Annotated in this window: 15 protein-coding genes; 11 read left to right on the top strand and 4 right to left on the bottom strand. The window is 72.9% G+C overall.

The window, feature by feature from the left end:
• Window positions 1-45: 45 nt before the first annotated feature.
• Window positions 46-1,527, bottom strand: a complete 1,482-nt coding sequence (locus tag SVTN_RS19460; RefSeq protein ID WP_041130257.1) for a S1C family serine protease — start codon at window positions 1,525-1,527, stop codon at window positions 46-48.
• A gap of 183 nt (window positions 1,528-1,710) precedes the next feature.
• Here SVTN_RS19460 and SVTN_RS19455 point away from each other — a divergent pair, with 183 nt between their 5' ends.
• From SVTN_RS19455 to SVTN_RS19445, 3 genes are all read left to right on the top strand, one after another.
• Window positions 1,711-2,532: a glycerophosphodiester phosphodiesterase gene (locus SVTN_RS19455; RefSeq protein WP_041130256.1), complete on the top strand. Its 822-nt coding sequence runs from the start codon at window positions 1,711-1,713 to the stop codon at window positions 2,530-2,532.
• Between the two features lie 104 nt (window positions 2,533-2,636).
• Window positions 2,637-3,239 (top strand): ATP-binding protein, encoded by a 603-nt coding sequence (locus SVTN_RS19450; protein WP_078908415.1) that lies wholly within the window; start codon window positions 2,637-2,639, stop codon window positions 3,237-3,239.
• A 188-nt stretch (window positions 3,240-3,427) separates the two neighbouring features.
• Window positions 3,428-4,405, top strand: a complete 978-nt coding sequence (locus tag SVTN_RS19445) for a DUF5926 family protein (RefSeq protein ID WP_041130254.1) — start codon at window positions 3,428-3,430, stop codon at window positions 4,403-4,405.
• A gap of 221 nt (window positions 4,406-4,626) precedes the next feature.
• Here SVTN_RS19445 and SVTN_RS19440 read toward each other — a convergent pair whose 3' ends face one another.
• Together SVTN_RS19440 and SVTN_RS19435 are read right to left on the bottom strand one after the other, a co-directional pair.
• Window positions 4,627-5,271, bottom strand: coding sequence for a hypothetical protein (locus SVTN_RS19440; RefSeq protein ID WP_052499694.1), 645 nt, complete (start codon window positions 5,269-5,271; stop codon window positions 4,627-4,629).
• 126 nt (window positions 5,272-5,397) lie between these two features.
• Window positions 5,398-6,150 carry a bifunctional DNA primase/polymerase gene (locus SVTN_RS19435; RefSeq protein WP_041130252.1) on the bottom strand — a complete coding sequence of 251 codons (753 nt, stop codon included), beginning with the start codon at window positions 6,148-6,150 and terminating at the stop codon, window positions 5,398-5,400.
• A 558-nt stretch (window positions 6,151-6,708) separates the two neighbouring features.
• On the opposite strand from SVTN_RS19435, the gene SVTN_RS19430 reads away from it, so the two are divergent.
• Both SVTN_RS19430 and SVTN_RS19425 read left to right on the top strand, forming a co-directional pair.
• Entirely contained in the window at window positions 6,709-8,124 is a 1,416-nt protein-coding gene (locus tag SVTN_RS19430) for a PP2C family protein-serine/threonine phosphatase (protein WP_245727592.1), read from the top strand.
• A 103-nt stretch (window positions 8,125-8,227) separates the two neighbouring features.
• Window positions 8,228-9,694: an aminopeptidase P family protein gene (locus SVTN_RS19425; protein WP_041130250.1), complete on the top strand. Its 1,467-nt coding sequence runs from the start codon at window positions 8,228-8,230 to the stop codon at window positions 9,692-9,694.
• A gap of 77 nt (window positions 9,695-9,771) precedes the next feature.
• Here the strand turns inward: SVTN_RS19425 and SVTN_RS19420 are convergent, their stop codons facing one another.
• Window positions 9,772-10,218 (bottom strand): ATP-binding protein, encoded by a 447-nt coding sequence (locus SVTN_RS19420; RefSeq protein WP_041130249.1) that lies wholly within the window; start codon window positions 10,216-10,218, stop codon window positions 9,772-9,774.
• Window positions 10,219-10,422: 204 nt separating this feature from the next.
• Here SVTN_RS19420 and SVTN_RS19415 point away from each other — a divergent pair, with 204 nt between their 5' ends.
• From SVTN_RS19415 to efeB, 6 genes are all read left to right on the top strand, one after another.
• Window positions 10,423-11,205 carry a hypothetical protein gene (locus tag SVTN_RS19415; protein ID WP_041130248.1) on the top strand — a complete coding sequence of 261 codons (783 nt, stop codon included), beginning with the start codon at window positions 10,423-10,425 and terminating at the stop codon, window positions 11,203-11,205.
• A 137-nt stretch (window positions 11,206-11,342) separates the two neighbouring features.
• Window positions 11,343-12,131: a YcnI family copper-binding membrane protein gene (locus SVTN_RS19410; protein WP_041130247.1), complete on the top strand. Its 789-nt coding sequence runs from the start codon at window positions 11,343-11,345 to the stop codon at window positions 12,129-12,131.
• Window positions 12,132-12,167: 36 nt separating this feature from the next.
• Window positions 12,168-12,899 (top strand): SCO family protein, encoded by a 732-nt coding sequence (locus SVTN_RS19405; protein ID WP_174518269.1) that lies wholly within the window; start codon window positions 12,168-12,170, stop codon window positions 12,897-12,899.
• Window positions 12,896-13,348 (top strand): copper chaperone PCu(A)C, encoded by a 453-nt coding sequence (locus tag SVTN_RS19400; RefSeq protein ID WP_041130246.1) that lies wholly within the window; start codon window positions 12,896-12,898, stop codon window positions 13,346-13,348. Before SVTN_RS19405 ends, SVTN_RS19400 begins: the two co-directional genes overlap by 4 nt.
• A 24-nt stretch (window positions 13,349-13,372) precedes the next feature.
• A complete protein-coding gene (locus SVTN_RS19395) occupies window positions 13,373-15,472 on the top strand; it encodes a copper resistance CopC/CopD family protein (protein WP_052499212.1) in 2,100 nt (699 codons plus the stop codon).
• Between the two features lie 5 nt (window positions 15,473-15,477).
• The gene (gene efeB / locus SVTN_RS19390; RefSeq protein WP_041130245.1) at window positions 15,478-16,746 is read left to right on the top strand and encodes an iron uptake transporter deferrochelatase/peroxidase subunit; all 1,269 of its coding nucleotides are present in this window, start codon (window positions 15,478-15,480) and stop codon (window positions 16,744-16,746) included.
• The last annotated feature ends 96 nt before the right edge of the window (window positions 16,747-16,842 follow it).

Genomic DNA, 16,842 nt, shown 5'->3' with positions numbered 1-16,842 from the left:
CGGGCAACAGCCTACCGGCTGAGCGGGCGGGGTGGTCCGGTGCCGTCAGCTGTCGCCGGTGCGTTCGCCGAGGGTGACCGTGGTCGTCGCGGTCTTGCCGTCGCGCTCGTAGGTGATCTTCACCGAGTCGCCCGGCTTGTACGTCCAGATCTCGCTGATCAGGGTGCGGCCGCTGTCGATCGGGTGGTCGCCGAAGCCCGTGATCACGTCGCCGGCCTTCAGGCCCGCCTTCGCCGCCGGGCCGTCGGGCGTGACCGAGGGCGTGCCGCCGGAGCCCTGGCCGGCGATCGTCGCGCCCTGGCCCTTGTCGTTCATGTTCACGGTCGCGCCGATCACCGGGTACACCGGCTTGCCCGTCTTGATCAGCTGCTGGGCCACGTTCTTCGCCTGGTTGACCGGGATCGCGAAGCCGAGGCCGATCGAGCCCGCCTGGGACTGGCCGAAGCCGCCGCTGGTCGACTGGATGGCCGAGTTGATGCCGATCACCGCGCCGCTCGCGTCGAGCAGCGGCCCGCCGGAGTTGCCCGGGTTGATCGAGGCGTCCGTCTGCAGCGCGCTCATGTACGAGTTGCTGCCGCCGGAGCCGTCGCCCGAGGCGACCGGGCGGTTCTTGGCGCTGACGATGCCCGTCGTCACCGTGTTGGACAGGCCGAACGGCGCGCCGATCGCGATCGTCGAGTCGCCGACCGCCACCTTGTCGGAGTCCCCGAGCGGCAGCGGCGTCAGCCCCTTCGGGGCGTCCTTCAGCTTCAGTACGGCCACGTCGTAGCCCTCGGCCCGGCCGACGACCTCCGCGTCGTACGTCTTGCCGTCCGAGAACGTCACGGACAGCGTGCCGCCGTCCGCCGCCGACGCCACCACGTGGTTGTTGGTGACGATGTGGCCTTCCTGGTCGTAGACGAAGCCCGTGCCCGTACCGCCCTCGCCGTCCTGGCCGCCGGACTTCGCCTGGATGGTGACCACGCTCGGCAGGGCCTTCGCCGCGACCGCCGCGACCGTCCCCGGGTCGCGCTTGAACGAGGCCGGGGCCTGGCCCGAGGAGACCGTCGTCGAGCTGAAGCCGTTGTCCCCGCGCTCGGCCGCCCAGTAGCCGACGCCGCCGCCGATGCCGCCGCCGACGAGCGCCGCGACGAGCACGGCCGCCACGAGGCCGCCGGTCCGTCTGCGCGGTGCCGCGGGGGCGGGGTACGCGGACGGGTTCGGGGCGCCCCAGGCCGGGACGGCCGGCGGGGGCGGGGGCCAGCCACCGGCGGGGGCGGCGGCGGCCGCGACCGGCTCGGGGGCGGGGGCCTGGGCCTGGGGCTGGGGCTGGGTCTGGGTCTGGGTCTGGGTCTGATCCTGGGCCTGGGCCTGGGGCTCGGGCTGGGTCTGGGTCTGGTCCGGAGCCGCTTGGATCGGGGCCTGGATCGTCGTCGGCTCGTCCGCGGGCTGGGCGGCCGTCGGCTTCGGGGGTACGGGAGGCGTTTGCGGGGCGGACGGGACAGCCGGGTCCGCCGGGTCCGGCGTGCCCTCGTTCTCGGTGCTCACAGCTCGCTCTCCTCGTCGACTACACGGTTACCTACGGGTTCCAGGGTGCTGCACCAGCTTTTCCCACGGGACGTCAGGCCGCTGTAAGGCGGAGCTGTGCGTTCGCTCCCCATCCTTTATATACGGACAGAACGGACTCCCTCCGAGGTGCTCGCCCCGCCCCGCCAATGGCACCATGACGCCGTGACCCACGCACGGCAGCACACGAACCGCGTTCCCCTCCAGGTCGTCGCCCACCGCGGAGCATCCGAGGACGCACCGGAACACACCCTGGCCGCCTATGTGAAGGCCATCGAGGACGGCGCCGACGCCCTGGAGTGCGACGTCCGGCTCACCGCCGACGGCCACCTCGTCTGCGTCCACGACCGGCGCGTCGACCGCACCTCCAACGGCCGCGGCGCCGTCTCCGCGCTCGAACTCGCCGATCTCGCCGCCCTCGACTTCGGCACCTGGAAGGGCCGCGACGACTCCGGCGAGATCCCCGACTGGAAGGACCCCGGGTACACCTCCGTCCTCACCCTCGAACGCCTCCTGGAGCTGGTCTCCGACGCCGGGCGCCGGATCGAGCTGGCCATCGAGACCAAGCACCCCACCCGGTGGCGGGGCCAGGTCGAGGAGAAGCTGCTCCAGCTCCTCAAGCGTTTCGGCCTGGACGCGCCCGCGTCCCCCGCCGACTCCCCCGTACGCGTCATGAGCTTCTCGGCCCGTTCCCTGTACCGGATCGCCGCCGCCGCGCCGACGCTGCCCACCGTCTCGCTCGCCCAGTTCGTCTCGCCCCGGCTGCGCGACGGACGGCTCCCCGCGGGCGCGCGCATCGCGGGCCCGTCGATCCGGATCGTCCGGCACCATCCCGCGGTGATCCTGCGGCTCCAGAAGGCCGGGCACCAGGTCCACGTCTGGACGGTGGACGAGGCCGAGGACGTCGAACTCTGCGAGCGCCTGGGCGTGGACGCGATCATCACCAACCGTCCGAAGCAGGTGCTCGCCCAGCTGGGCCGCGACTGAGAATCGAGAGACCTCTCCTGTCCCTCTTTTCCCGTCCGTCACAGGGGATAACAGCCCTTACGGGGTGTGCACCGGCGCGTTCCGTGCGTACGCGATCGTCACGAGTGCCTCATCACACGTGGATTGGCCGGTTTCCGGTCCAGGCCATTGGGGCATCCACACCGTGGCGTGGGGCAAAGGAGGTCTCGGGGGTGGCGTTGGTGGTGGCACAGGAGGTGCCCACGTCGTCGAGCATGGCCGTACCCCATGGCCCTGCGGGCGTGGGGGAAGCGCGACACCGGATGCGGGACGAGCTGTACCGCAGCGGGGTGGCCGAATCGGTCGTCGACGACGCGGTACTGATCCTTTCCGAGCTGCTCAGCAATGCCTGTCGGTACGGCAGGCCGCTGGGGCACGCGGAGCGGGGCGAAGGCGATGTGCGGGCGGCCTGGCGGGTCGACCCGGCGGGCGGCCTGCGGGTCGAGGTGACCGACGGCGGTGGTCCGACCCGGCCCGTCCCGTCGACGCCCTCGGTCACCGCACGGGGCGGCCGCGGGCTGAACATCATCGGCGCGCTGGCCCAGGACTGGGGCGTACGGGACAGCGCGACCGGCGAGGTCACCGTCTGGGTGGTGGTCACCGAGGGACACCGCCGCGAGGACTTCGCGACGCGCGTCGGCGGCGGCTCCGGCTTCGACTTCCTCGACGCGTACGACGATCTGGACTGACGTGTACGGCGATCCGGGTCGAGGACCGGTCCAGGAGTGAGTGCGGTGGCGGGCGCGGCCTCACGGCGGTGTCCGCCCGGGCTGCCGCGCCGCCCCGCCTGAGTGGCCCCGGCGTCCGGTGCGGCTAGGCTCGCGCCCGGTACAGCACCGCACACACAGCACAGCCGCGATCGGGAGAAAGCCACACCATGGCCAAGAAGCGCCCCCAGACGAAGGCCGGCAAGGCCGGCCAGGCACAGGTCACGAGCGGGGAGATCCCGGTCGTCGGCGCGCGCGAGCCGTGCCCGTGCGGTTCGGGCCGCCGCTACAAGGCGTGTCACGGCCGGGCCGCCGCGCACGCCGTGACCGAGCTCGTCCAGCGCCCCTTCGAGGGTCTGCCCGGCGAGTGCGACTGGGTCGCGCTGCGCGAGCTGGTGCCGGCCGCGACCGTGCCGCTCACCCTGAAGGGCGGGCTGCCCGAGGGCGTGCCGTCCGTGACGCTCGCGACCGTGCTGCCGATGGCGTGGCCGGCGCTCCGCCGCGACGACGGCTCCGTCCTGCTCGCCCTGCAGAACGACTCCTCCTCCGGCGACCTGGCCCGCGACCTCGCCGACACCCTCCAGCGCGCCCTGGAGGCGGAGCCGGGCACCCCGATCCCCGCGCGCCGCGTGCCGGCCGAGGGCCCGCGCCTGCAGGAGCTGCTCGACGCGGACGCCCCGTTCGAGCCGGAGGTCCACTCGGGCTTCGAGTTCTGGATCCCGCAGTCCGCGGACGGCGCGGACCCGGAGGTCGCGGCCTCCCTGGAGCGGGCCAACGCGGCCGCGATCCCGACCGTGAAGCTGGCGAGCGTCGACTCCGCGTACTGGTGCGAGGTCCCGGACAAGAACCACCTGCGCTGGGTCATGCCGCACCCGGAGGAGAAGCTCCTCGACGCGCTCGCCCGGCTCCAGGCCGGCGAGGGCACCTCGCTCGGCGCGGACACCCGGCTCGTCGGCTCCTTCCGTGCCCACGGTCTGATGGTGCCGGTGTGGGACCTGCCGTCGTCGATGACGGCCGAGGACTGCGAGAAGCCGGCGGCCGAGTTCGCCGAGCGGCTGACCGCGGCGCTCGCCTCGGACGCGCCGCTGACGGCGGAGGAGCGCCGGGCGCGCGGCGGTCTCACGAACCGCCAGGTGACTCTCAGCTGATACCCCAGGTGGTATCGGTGACTGACAGACCGACCGGTCGGTGACTTCCGCCACAAGGTGGGTCTTCGCTCGGACAAATCCCTGTCCGAATAACCGAGATCGAATTTGCGAACAGCAGATCTCTTGTTACCGTTCTTGAAGCCCGGTCGCTGGTGCATCCCCCGTCGCCAGCGACCGGGCCTTTCCATGTCCGCTTCCGGCAGGGCCGGGGCGTCCGACGCTCAACTTCCTTCGCTGTCCGCGGTGTTGCTTCCCGCGCGGAGCAGCAGCGGAGTACTGCCGCCCTCGCCGGATCCGGCGAATTCCGCGACCGCCGTATACGCCGTGACCGCGCCCCGGGCGCGCTCCCTCGGCGTTTCACAGGTTCCCGGTTCGTCCTGCGCCGGGACCGGGCAGTCCACTTGTACGGTCCGCCCGCCGGGGCCCATGAGGGTCAGAAAAGCGTCGAGCTGCCGGCCGGTGGCGTTCCGGTAGTACGTGCGCGCCCATACGTCGGGTCCCTCGCTCAGGACGCAGGTCTGCGCCTCGGCCCCCTCGGGAGAGGCGAGTTCAGGCCCACAGTGCGTGACCCGCTCGGGAGAAGGCGGGGTGGCGGGGGAAGGGGAGGCAGGTGTAGGGGAAACCGGTGTACGGGAGGCCGGTGTACGGGACCCCAGGCCGAGCCCTTCCAGCAGGTCCCCGGCCTTCGCGTCACCCGCGGAGCTCCCGGACCCCTCGAAGCCCTCGGAGCCCCCGGACCCCTCCGCGCTCGCTCCCGCCGGCCGTACGGGCTCCCCCGTCGGTCCCGCCGTCGCGACGAGGGGCAGCAGGACGGCGACCGTGACGGCGGTCCCGAGTCCGACCACGCGGAGGTTCACCGGGCTCATGGGGGTGAACATAGCCGCGGGATCCGGGCGCCCGGCGGGCCGCGCGCCCGTTTTCCCTGCAAGTCGGACCAGTACACACCCGTTCGGGTGAACGGGCCCGTGTCCGAGGACCCCGCGCCCGAGGACTCAGTACGCCAGCCTGCTCCCACCGCCCGGCGTGCTCGTGCTCGCCTCGACCAGGGCGTCGACCACCGCCTCGACGTCGGGCAGCCAGGGCCGGGCCGAGCCCGCGAGCGGTGCCCGCTCCCAGCGCACCTGCCCGGTGCCCGCGACCGACGGCGGAAGGAGCAGATAGCCGCCCTCGCCGTGGAACCGCAGCGAGCTGGGCACGTCGTCCTTCGCGTACAGCAGCTCGCCGAGCCGTTCGAGGCCGTACGGGGCGACGAGGATCGACCAGCGGGTCGGGGTCGCCACCACCGGGCCGAGCCGCATGCCCGCCGCGTCGAGCGCGGCGAGGGCCCGCGCCCCCGCCACCGCCGGGAGGCTGACGGCGCAGGGCGCGCGGCCGCCCGTGGCAAGGACCACCGGGGCGTCCGGTCGCCGGGTCCACCACCAGCGGATCATGCGCTCGTCCGTGGTGGCCGCGAGCAGTCCGGGGTCGTAGGGGTGCGCGCCGGGCACCACGCAGTCGGGGTCGGGGCAGGAGCAGACCGCTCCGGCTCCCACGGCCGCACGGGGCGCCGCTCCCATGGCCGTACGGGTCGCTTCCCTCAGGCCCGCGCCCGTTCCCGTGGCCGTACGGGTCGTCGCTCTCAGGCCCGCGCCCGGCAGGACGGGCCAGTTCCACTCGACCGCGAAGGTGACCGCGGCGTCGAGCCGGGCGGTCCTCTCCTTGCGCCGGAACCGGAGCCTGCGTCGCCTTCCGAGGATCTCGCGCATGAGCGCTCGTTCCTTTCCGTTGAACGCCGAATCCACATCACACCATGTGCAGAACTCTTCACCGTGCGTATCAGCGCGTGCCGGGTCGGCGGGGTGCCGGACCGCGGAGGAGCGGTGCGGACCGGGCCGGTGCCGGGTGGATCCCGGGGGAACCGGGTGGAGCCAGGTCAGAGCCGGAGCGGGTCAGAACACGTTCCCCGCCACTCGGTGGCGGGTTGCGGCCTGCGGCGGGAAAGACGCCGGGGTTCCGCGTCACGTTCCGGGGCGGTGTCAACTGCCCCTGCCTGTCACCGAGTACGTACCCAGCACGCTTGGAATGACGCGCTTTCAAACGACGCCAGTCGACCGCAAAAGGTGCACACCGGGGGCAATTTTCGGCCAACTTTCCGCGTACTTCAACCCCCTCGCGCAAGCTCACGGACACCACAAGTCCCATCGGGACAATGCTGGACATCGTTCCTCTGGTGCGTGTACATGTGGATGCATCGAGCGGCTCTGATTGACATGGGGGTTTGCGATGCTTTGGCGTCAAACGCACCGGTCGGAAAGCCGACCGACATGAGCGCCCCACGCATGCCGAAAGTGGCCGGAATCGATTCCACTGTTCCCGGGTCACCGCACACTACGTCGCCCCTTCCCGGGGTCCCCGCGGCGGCGGGTCCCTCCGACGAGGCCCTCCCCCCCGGAGTCCTGATCCAGGACCGGCTCGCCTCCTGGGTCTCCGACCTCACCACCCTCCACGAACTCACCGAGCGCCTCATCAGGACCTCCTCCCTCGACGAGGCCCTCCGCGAGGTGCTCGACGCCGGCGCCGCCCTCGTCGGCGCCCGCCGCGGCATGGCCGTCCTCGAACCGGCCGACGGCCACGGCCCCACCAGCACCATCGGCCTCGGCCTCGCCCACTCCGACCTCGGCACCATCGAGACCGTCCCGCGCAGCGCCACCAGCTACGGCCGCCTCCTCGACGGCCTCCCCGACCCCGTCCACCCCGAGCGCGTCCCCGGTCCGATCGCCATCCGCGACGTCCGTACGGAGGCGGGCCTCGACCCCCGCCACCGCGAGGTCGCCGCCCGCCTCGGCTACGCCGCCAGCTACGCCCTCCCCCTCGCCACCGAGGAGGCCGGCCGACTCGGCGCGCTCGTCTGGCTCTACGACGAGCCCGCCGAACCCGACGAGCGCCGACGCCACCTCATCGGGCTCTACGGCCGCTTCGCCACCGAGCACCTCGCCCGGCTCCTCCAGGTCGAACGCGCCCGCGTCCAGGTCTCCACCGTCGCCGAGGAACTGCTCCCCAGCCGCCTCCCCCGCGTCCCCGGCGTCCAGCTCGCCGCCCGCCACCGCACCGGCCCCATGGGCGGCGGCGACTGGTACGACGCGCTGCCGCTGCCCGACGGCGCCCTCGGCCTGGCCGTCGGCTCCGTCTGCGGCACCGGACCCAGCGCGCTCGCCGCCATGGGCCGGCTCCGCGCCTCCCTCCGGGCGTACGCGGTGATGGAGGGCGAGGACCCCGTCGCCGTCCTCTCCGACCTGGAGCTCCTGCTCCGGCTCACCGAACCCGCCCGCTCGGCGACCGCCCTCTTCGCGTACGCCGAGCCCGCGCAGCGCCGGATCGTCCTCGCCGGCGCCGGACACGCCCCGCCGCTGGTCGTCGGCGACCACCGCACGGAGTTCGTCGAGACCTCGCTCTCGGCCCCGCTCGGGATGCTCTCCTGCTGGGAGGCGCCCAGCGTGGAGCTGTCCCCCGCACCCGGAGAAACGGTGCTTCTCTACACGGACGGGCTGCTGCGCCGTACCGGCGACGCCATGGACCGGGCCTTCGCCCGGCTCCACGCGGCCGCCGCGAGCGTGCCGAAGGCGGACCGGGGCGACCCGGGCGCCGTCGCCGACCACGTCCTGCGGACCCTGCTCCCCGAGGGCCTGGACCGGGCCGTGGAGGGGGAGGACGTGGTCCTGCTCGCCGCGCGCTTCGAGTGACCGGAATGTGACGCTCCGGTAATGGGTCTTACGGCCCTGGGCCCCCTTCCGTACGACCGTACGATGGTGGGGGTTCAGTGTCGTACCAAGAGGAGGCAGACCCGTGGCCGAGGAGCTCACCCCGGAGACCCCGGAAGAGACCGAGACCGAAGAGCAGGCGATCAAGCAGCGGAAGAACGGCCTCTACCCGGGCGTGTCCGACGAGCTCGCCGAGAACATGAAGTCCGGCTGGGCCGACACCGAGCTCACCGGCCTCGCGCCGATCGCGCAGGCCGACAAGACCGCCGCCCGCCGCGCCGCGCTCTCCGCCCGCTTCCCGGGCGAGCGCCTGGTGATCCCCGCCGGCAACCTGAAGACCCGGTCGAACGACACCGAGTACGCCTTCCGCGCCTCCACCGAGTACGCGTACCTCACCGGCGACCAGACCCAGGACGGCGTCCTCGTCCTGGAGCCCACGGCCGACGGCCACGAGGCCACGATCTACCTGCTGCCGCGCTCCAACCGCGAGAACGGCGAGTTCTGGCTCGACGGCCAGGGCGAGCTGTGGGTCGGCCGCCGCCACTCCCTCGCCGAGGCCGAGCAGCTCCTCGGCATCCCGGCCAAGGACGTCCGCGAGCTCGCCGACGCCCTCAAGGAGGCCACCGGCCCCGTCCGCGCCGTCCGCGGCCACGACGCCGGCATCGAGGCCGCGCTGACCGACAAGGTCACCGCCGAGCGCGACGAGGAACTGCGGATCTTCCTCTCCGAGGCCCGCCTCGTGAAGGACGCCTTCGAGATCGCCGAGCTGGAGAAGGCCTGCGCCTCCACCGCCCGCGGCTTCGAGGACGTCGTCAAGGTCCTCGACAAGGCCGAGGCCACCAGCGAGCGCTACATCGAGGGCACGTTCTTCCTCCGCGCCCGCGTCGAGGGCAACGACATCGGCTACGGCTCCATCGCCGCCGCGGGACCGCACGCCTGCACCCTGCACTGGGTCCGCAACGACGGCCCGGTCCGCTCCGGCGACCTGCTGCTGCTCGACGCCGGCGTGGAGACCACCGAGCTCTACACCGCCGACATCACCCGCACCCTGCCGATCAACGGCCGGTACACCGAGATCCAGCGCAAGATCTACGACGCCGTGTACGAGGCGCAGGAGGCCGGCATCGCCGCGGTGAAGCCCGGCGCCGCCTACCGCGACTTCCACGACGCCGCCCAGCGCGTCCTCGCCGAGAAGCTCGTCGAGTGGGGCCTCGTCGAGGGCCCGGTCGAGCGCGTCCTGGAGCTCGGCCTCCAGCGCCGCTGGACCCTGCACGGCACCGGCCACATGCTCGGCATGGACGTCCACGACTGCGCCGCCGCGCGCACCGAGATGTACGTGGACACCACCCTGGAGCCGGGCATGTGCCTGACGGTCGAGCCCGGTCTGTACTTCCAGGCCGACGACCTGACCGTGCCGGAGGAGTACCGCGGCATCGGCGTCCGGATCGAGGACGACATCCTCGTCACCGAGGACGGCAACCGGAACCTCTCGGCCGCGCTGCCGCGCCACGCCGACGAGGTCGAGGCGTGGATGGCCGCGCTGAAGGGCTGATTCCCGCGTACGTTGGAACAGAAGGGCCCCCGCCGACCGACCGGCGGGGGCCCTTCCCCGTACGTCACGCCCTTACGTCACGCCATGAGGAGCGACGGGCTGTCCCGCCACTTCAGGATCTTGTCGAAGCTGACCACGGCACCGCCCCGGCCCGAGCGGTTGCCGAACTGGACGTGATCGGCCAGCTCCTCGATCAGGCGCAGCCCCCGGCCGTGCTCCGCGTCGTCCGAGGGGCGCGCGGGCGCCGCCGCCCCGGGAAAACCCGGGCCCGAGTCGGCGACCTCGATGCGGCAGGTCTCGCCGTCCAGGTAGGCCGTCACCCGGTACGCGCCCTCCGGCTCGCGGGAACCTCCTCCGCCGCCGTGCTCCACGGCGTTGGCACAGGCCTCGGTCAGCGCGACCGACAACTCGTACGACACGTCGGGATCGACGCCCGCCGTCTCCATCGTGCCCAGCAGAAGCCTTCGCGCGAGCGGCACGCTCGCGGCCTCGCGCCGCAGATGGAGTGACCACCAGATGCTCATGCTCCAGCCTCCCGGCAGCGGCTCGACATACCGATACCTATTGCCGGAGCGGACGCTCCGTAAGCGCGGGAAGCCGTCAAGAGCGCTCGTTCGGCGGATGCAGAGGGCGGGTGCGCCGGTGTATGTCACCGCGAAGCCGCTCAAGGACGACCTTCCGGACCTGCCGCATGGCGGTCTTGCGCGTGGTGCGATGATGGGCCCGCCATGACTGCCCCCGCGCTCGCTCCACGGCTGCTGAGGGCCGCGGTGTTCACCGCGGTCTGCGTCGTGCTGTCCGCGTTGGGACACGCCCTCGCCGCCTGCGCGGGCATCGCCCTGTGGACCGTCGTCGCCGGTTTCCTCGGCGTCTTCGGGGTCACCGTGCTCTTCACCGGCCGCGAGCGCTCCCTCGGCTCCGTCGTCGGCGCCCTCGCCGGCGGGCAGCTCGGCCTGCACGTCCTCTTCGGGCTCGGACAGCGGCAGCTCGCCCTGAGCGACCAGGCCGACGACGCCCTCGTCCGGATGGCCGCCCGACTGGTCTGCGGAGCGGGCACCGCCTCGCTCAGCCCCACCGACGCCACCCGGATCATCACCGACGCCGGGCTCGACCCGGCCACCGCGCACGCCCACATGGGACACATGGCCGCCGGGGCGACCGCGCCCGCCGGTGAGCTGCTGCCCGGTCTGCCCATGCTCCTCGGCCACCTCCTGGCCGCCCTGGCCACGGGCTGGCTGCTGCGCCGCGGCGACCGCGCCCTCGGCCGGCTCGTGGAGCTGTCCGAGGAGGGCGCGACGGAGCTCGCCGAGTGCGCCCTCGTGCGCTCCCTGCGGGCCGCGCTCCGTCTCGTACGGGCCCTGCTCGCCGGACTGTCGGCGGCGCCGCGCACCGGGCCGCGGCGGACCCTCCGTACCGCCTTCGACTCCTCGCCGCCGCCGGTGGCCGAGGCCCTTCAGCACACGGTGATCAGGCGCGGCCCCCCGGCCGCCGACTGCGTCCTCGCAGCCTGACGCGGACCGCCCAGCAGGGGCGGGCCGCGCTCGTCCGCACGCCCGTGCGGGACTCCCGTCCCGGGGCGCGCCGGACTTCCGCATCCTTCACCGAGTCTTCGAGCTTTCGAGCTCTCCGAGCTGGAGTGTCTTCTGCCATGAGCGTTTCCCGTGTCTCCGCCACCACCCGCGTCGCCCTCGCCGGCGGCATCGCCCTCTCCTCCGTGGTGCTGCTGTCCGGCACCGCCTTCGCGCACGTCGGCGTGCAGCCGCACGGCGAGGCGGCCAAGGGCGGCTACGCGACCGTCGACATCAAGGTCCCGAACGAGCGCGACAACGCCTCCACCGTGAAGCTGGAGGTCAACTTCCCGCTCGACCACCCGCTGGCCTCCGTCATGCCGCAGCCCGTCCCCGGCTGGAAGGTCGAGGTGACCAAGAGCAAGCTCAGCAAGCCGCTGGAGATGCACGGCAAGAAGATCAACGAGGCCGTCTCCAAGGTCACCTGGACCGCCGACGGCTCGAAGATCGGCCCCGGCCAGTTCCAGCAGTTCCCGCTCTCCCTCGGCCAGCTGCCGGAGGACACCGACGAGCTGGTCCTCAAGGCGATCCAGACGTACGACAACAAGGAGGTCGTGCGCTGGATCGAGGAGCAGAAGGACGGCGCCGAGGAGCCGGAGAACCCGGCCCCCGTCCTGAAGCTCTCCGCCGCCTCCGCCGACGAGGACCACCACGGCGGTGCGGACCACCACGGTGGTGCGGCCCCGTCCGCCTCCGCCGAGTCCGACGAGAAGGCCGGTCACGACGACGAGAAGGCCGACCACGAGGAGACCGCCTCCGCCTCCTCGGCCACCGACACCACGGCCCGTGTCCTCGGTGTCGTCGGCATCCTCGTCGGCATCGCCGGCGTCGCCTTCGGCGTCCTCGCCGGCCGTCGCCGCTCGGCCTGACGGCCGCACCCTCACCCGATATCCGGAAGAAGCACCATGTCTGAAGAGAAGACGCCCGGGACGGCGACGGCCACGGCCACGACCCGCCCCGGGCGGCGCACGCCGCTCGTCATCGCGGCCGTCGCGATCGCCGCCGCGATCGGCATCACCGCCGCCGTCGGCCTCGGCGGCAACGACGACAAGCCCGCGGGCTCCGGCTCGGCGGTCGCCGAGGTCGTCGGCGGCAGCGACAACACCAAGGCCGCCACCGTCCTCGACCGGCCGTTCACCAAGCCCGCACTCGTCCTCACCGACACCAAGGGCCAGAAGTACGACCTGCGGGAGCGCACCAAGGGCAAGCCGACCCTCATCTACTTCGGCTACACGCACTGCCCCGACGTCTGCCCCCTGACGATGAGCAACATCGCCATCGCCAGGAAGCAGCTCCCCAAGGCCGACCAGGACAAGCTCCAGGTCGTCTTCGTCACCACCGACCCCGAGCGGGACACCTCCGCCGAGCTCGCCAAGTGGCTGCCCGCCGCCGGCGACCCCTCCTTCACCGGTCTCACCGGCGACTTCTCCGCCATCCAGGCGGGGGCCCGGCAGATCGGCATCGGCATCGACCCGCCGACGAAGGACAAGGACGGCAACGTCGTCTCCATGCACGGAGCCCAGGTGATCGCCTTCTCGCCCACCACCGACCAGGGCTACGTCCTGTACGGCGAGGACGCGACCGTCGACGACTACGCCAAGGACCTGCCGAAGATCATCAAGGGGGAGAACCCGTGACCCGCCGCACCACCGCCCTGTCCGCCGCCGTGGCGCTCGCCGCCGCGCTCGCGCTGACCGGGTGCTCGTCCTCCGACAGCAAGCCCGACCTGGAGGTCAGCGGCGCGTTCATGCCCCAGCCGGTGATGGACATGGCCGGCGGCTTCCTCACCATCAAGAACGACAGCGGCACCGCGGACAAGCTCACCTCCGTCACCAGCCCGCTCTCGGACGACATCACCATGCACGAGACGAAGAACCAGAAGATGCAGCAGGTGAAGTCCTTCGACATCCCCGCGAACGGCGAGCTCTCCCTGACGCGTGGCGGCAGCCACATCATGTTCATGGAGCTGAAGAAGACGCCGAAGCAGGGCGAGAAGGTCAGCATCGAGCTGCACTTCGAGAAGTCCGACCCCATCAAGGTCGACGTTCCCGTCGAAGCGCCCAACCACAACCCGCAGCAGCACTGAGCTCGTTGACGGAGTGACACACAGATGACAACCACCGCCCCGCGCCTCGGCAACGCCCTGGCCCGGCTGCTGATCCTCGCGGCCGCGCTGCTCGGCACGCTGCTCGCCGGCGCCGCGCCCGCCTCCGCGCACGCGGCGCTCACCGGCAGCGACCCGAAGGACGGGGCGGTGGTCGCCACCGCCCCCAAGGAGGTCAACCTGACCTTCTCCGAACAGGTCGCCCTGAGCACCGACTCCATCCGGGTCCTCGACCCGGCGGGCCGACGGGCCGACACCGGCGAGATACGCGATCTGTGCAGCGGTTCCGTCGTCCGGTACGGGGTGGGGCTCCGCGCCGGACTGCCCGACGGCACGTACACCGTGGCCTGGCAGGCCGTCTCTTCCGACAGCCACCCCGTCGCCGGTGCCTTCACCTTCTCCATCGGCGCCCCCTCCACGACCTCCGTCGCCCTGACCGACCAGGCGCCCGGCGGCGGCCTCGTCGGCGTCCTCTACGGCATCGCCCGCTACCTCTCGTACGCCGGGTTCGCCGTCCTCGTCGGCGGCGGCGCCTTCGTCCTGGCCTGCTGGCCGCGCGGCGCGAGCGTCCGCCCCGTCCAGCAGACGGTGGTCCGGGGCTGGCTGACCCTCACCGGCGCCACCCTCGCGCTGCTGCTCCTGCGCAGCCCGTACACCGGCTCCGGGAAGCTCTCCGACGCCTTCGACCTGGCGGGTCTGAAGGCCGTCCTGGAGACGAAGACCGGCGCCGCGCTCACCTCCCGGCTGCTGCTGCTCGGCGCGGCCGCGCTCTTCGTGGCCGTCCTCTTCGGCGCCTACGCCCGCCGCACCGACCCGAAGGAGAAGAAGGACCTCGCCTTCGGACTCGGCCTCGGCGGCACCGTCGTCGCCGCCGGCATCGCCGGGACCTGGGCCCTGGCCGAGCACGCCTCCACCGGTCTGCAGCCCGGCATCGCCATGCCCGTCGACATCCTGCACCTCCTCGCCGTCGCCGCCTGGCTCGGCGGCCTCACCGTGCTGCTCGTCGCCCTCCACAAGGCGCCGTCCGTCGAGCGCTCCGCCGTCGAACGCTTCTCCAAGGTGGCCTTCGGCTCCGTGGCCGTCCTCGCGGCCACCGGGCTCTACCAGTCCTGGCGCCAGGTCGGCTCCTGGTCCGCCCTGACCGGGACCCGGTACGGCCAGCTGCTCCTGGTCAAGATCGGCCTCATGGCGGTCCTCGTCGGCATCGCCTGGATCTCCCGCCGCTGGACCCAGCGCCTGGCGGAGCCCGCGACGCGGTCGACTCCGTCGCCGACGTCGACGGCGGAAGAGGCCGTGGACGCGGACGAGACCCCGGAGGCCGAGGACGCGGGCGAGACCCCGGAGGCCGAGGCGCCCGAGGACGCCGAGGACGCCGAGGACGCCGAAGACATGGACGAGGCCCTGGAGGCCGAGGCGCCCGACGAGGTCGACGAGCCCGAGGAGGCCGACGAGCCCGAGGAGGCCGACGAGCCCGAGGCGCCCGACGAGGCCGAGGCCTCGGGAGGCCCCGCCGCAGCGGCCGTCGACCCCGTGCGGGCCGCGCAGCTCGCCCGGCAGCGGGCCGCCGTCGCCACCGCCCGGCGCAAGCGGGAGCGGGACGCCGACCCCGAGCGGGCCGGTCTGCGCCGCTCGGTGCTGACCGAGGCCGCCGTCGCCGTCGTCCTCCTCGCCGTGACCACCGTCCTCACCTCGACCGAGCCCGGCCGCACCGAGGAGGAGGCCGGGCGGGCCACCTCCGCCTCCGGTCCGGCCGCCGTGCCCGACCGGCCCGTCGACATCCGGCTGCCCTTCGACACCGGCGGCGTCGACGGCAAGGGCGTCGTCCGTCTCAGCCTCGACCCCGGCCGCACCGGCTCCAACGCGCTCCACCTCTTCGTCGAGCGCCCCAACGGCAAGCCGCTCGACGTCCCCGAGATCAAGGTCGCCCTCACCCTGGAGGCGAAGGACGTGGGCCCGCTGCCCGTCGCCCCCGACCGGATCCAGACCGGGCACTGGAGCGCGAGCGGCGTCCAGATCCCCATGCCCGGCGACTGGAAGATCCAGGTGACCGTCCGTACCTCCGAGATCGACCAGACCACCATCGACAAGAACGTGAAGATCGGCTGAAGCACGTGACCGACAGCGACAACCTCGACCTCTCCCGGCGGCGCCTGCTCGGCACCGTCGGCGCGGCGGGCGCCGCCGGCCTCGTCGTCGGCGCGGCCGGCGGCGCCGGGATCTCCGCGGCCCTGTCCGGCGACGACACCGCCGGAGCCGGAGCCGGCGGCGCCCCGGCCCTGACCACCGTCGGCTCGACCGCGGTGATGTTTCACGGGAAACACCAGGCGGGCATCACCACCCCCCTCCAGTCCCGCGGTCATCTGATCGCCTTCGACCTCGCCCCGGGCGCCGGCCGCAAGGAGGCCGCCGCCCTGCTGCGCCGCTGGTCGGCCACGGCGAAGGTGCTGATGTCGGGCAAGGCCCCGGCCGAGGACACCGGTATCGCCCTGGACGCGGGCCCGTCCTCCCTCACGGTCACCTTCGGCTTCGGCCGTACCTTCTTCGACCGCACCGGGCTCACCTCGCGGCGGCCCGCCGCGCTCGACCCGCTGCCCGCCTTCTCCTCCGACGCCCTGGACCCCCGGCGCTCGGAGGGCGATCTGTGGGTGCAGATCGGCGCCGACGACGCGCTCGTCGCCTTCCACGCGCTGCGCGCGATCCAGAAGGACGCGGGGGACGCGGCCCGGGTGCGCTGGCAGATGAACGGCTTCAACCGCTCGGCCGGTGCCACCACGAAGCCGATGACCGCCCGCAACCTGATGGGCCAGGTCGACGGCACGGGCAACCCGAAGCCCACCGACCCGGACTTCGACCGGCGGATCTTCGTCCCGGCCGGGTCCGGCGGCGCACCGGAGTGGATGGCCGGCGGCTCGTACGCGGTGGTGCGCCGGATCCGGATGCTGCTCGACGACTGGGAGAAGCTGCCCCTGGACCGGCAGGAGAAGGTCATCGGGCGCCGGAAGTCCGACGGTGCCCCGCTCACCGGCGGCTCGGAGACCACCGAGCTCGACCTGAACAAGCTCGGTCCTGACGGGAAGACGGTCATCCCGGACAACGCCCACTCCCGGATCTCCGCCCCCGAACAGAACGGCGGTGCGGCGATGCTGCGCAGGCCGTTCTCCTTCCACGACGGGATCGGTCCGGACGGGACGCCGGACGCGGGCCTCCTCTTCGTCTGCTGGCAGGCGGACCCGCTCCGGGGCTTCGTCCCGGTGCAGCGCAAGCTCGACCGGGGCGACGCGCTGTCCCAGTTCATCCGCCACGAGGCGAGCGGCCTGTTCGCGGTCCCGGGCGGCCCCGCCGAGGGCGAGTACGTGGGCCAGCGCCTCCTGGAGGCGTGAGCACAGGGCCCGGAGCAGGCGGCGGCCGGGCCTGGGCGGGCCGCCGTCCGAGGGGTGAGAGGCCTCGCTCGGGCGGCCGCTCGCGGCGACGGCGAG

This window comes from Streptomyces vietnamensis, assembly GCF_000830005.1.
GTDB classification, from domain to species: Bacteria; Actinomycetota; Actinomycetes; order Streptomycetales; family Streptomycetaceae; genus Streptomyces; species Streptomyces vietnamensis.
Note: the sequence above shows the minus strand (reverse complement) of the source record. Positions and strands in the feature narration are given on the sequence as shown.

Bases quoted from the DNA above. Each gene is read 5' to 3' on its own strand.
- SVTN_RS19445 (WP_041130254.1), top strand. From the start codon at position 3,428: ATGGCCAAGAAGCGCCCCCAGACGAAGGCCGGCAAGGCCGGCCAGGCA.
- SVTN_RS19440 (WP_052499694.1), bottom strand. From the start codon at position 5,271: ATGAGCCCGGTGAACCTCCGCGTGGTCGGACTCGGGACCGCCGTCACG.
- SVTN_RS19435 (WP_041130252.1), bottom strand. From the start codon at position 6,150: ATGCGCGAGATCCTCGGAAGGCGACGCAGGCTCCGGTTCCGGCGCAAG.
- SVTN_RS19430 (WP_245727592.1), top strand. From the start codon at position 6,709: ATGAGCGCCCCACGCATGCCGAAAGTGGCCGGAATCGATTCCACTGTT.
- SVTN_RS19420 (WP_041130249.1), bottom strand. From the start codon at position 10,218: ATGAGCATCTGGTGGTCACTCCATCTGCGGCGCGAGGCCGCGAGCGTG.
- SVTN_RS19415 (WP_041130248.1), top strand. From the start codon at position 10,423: ATGACTGCCCCCGCGCTCGCTCCACGGCTGCTGAGGGCCGCGGTGTTC.
- SVTN_RS19410 (WP_041130247.1), top strand. From the start codon at position 11,343: ATGAGCGTTTCCCGTGTCTCCGCCACCACCCGCGTCGCCCTCGCCGGC.
- SVTN_RS19405 (WP_174518269.1), top strand. From the start codon at position 12,168: ATGTCTGAAGAGAAGACGCCCGGGACGGCGACGGCCACGGCCACGACC.
- SVTN_RS19395 (WP_052499212.1), top strand. From the start codon at position 13,373: ATGACAACCACCGCCCCGCGCCTCGGCAACGCCCTGGCCCGGCTGCTG.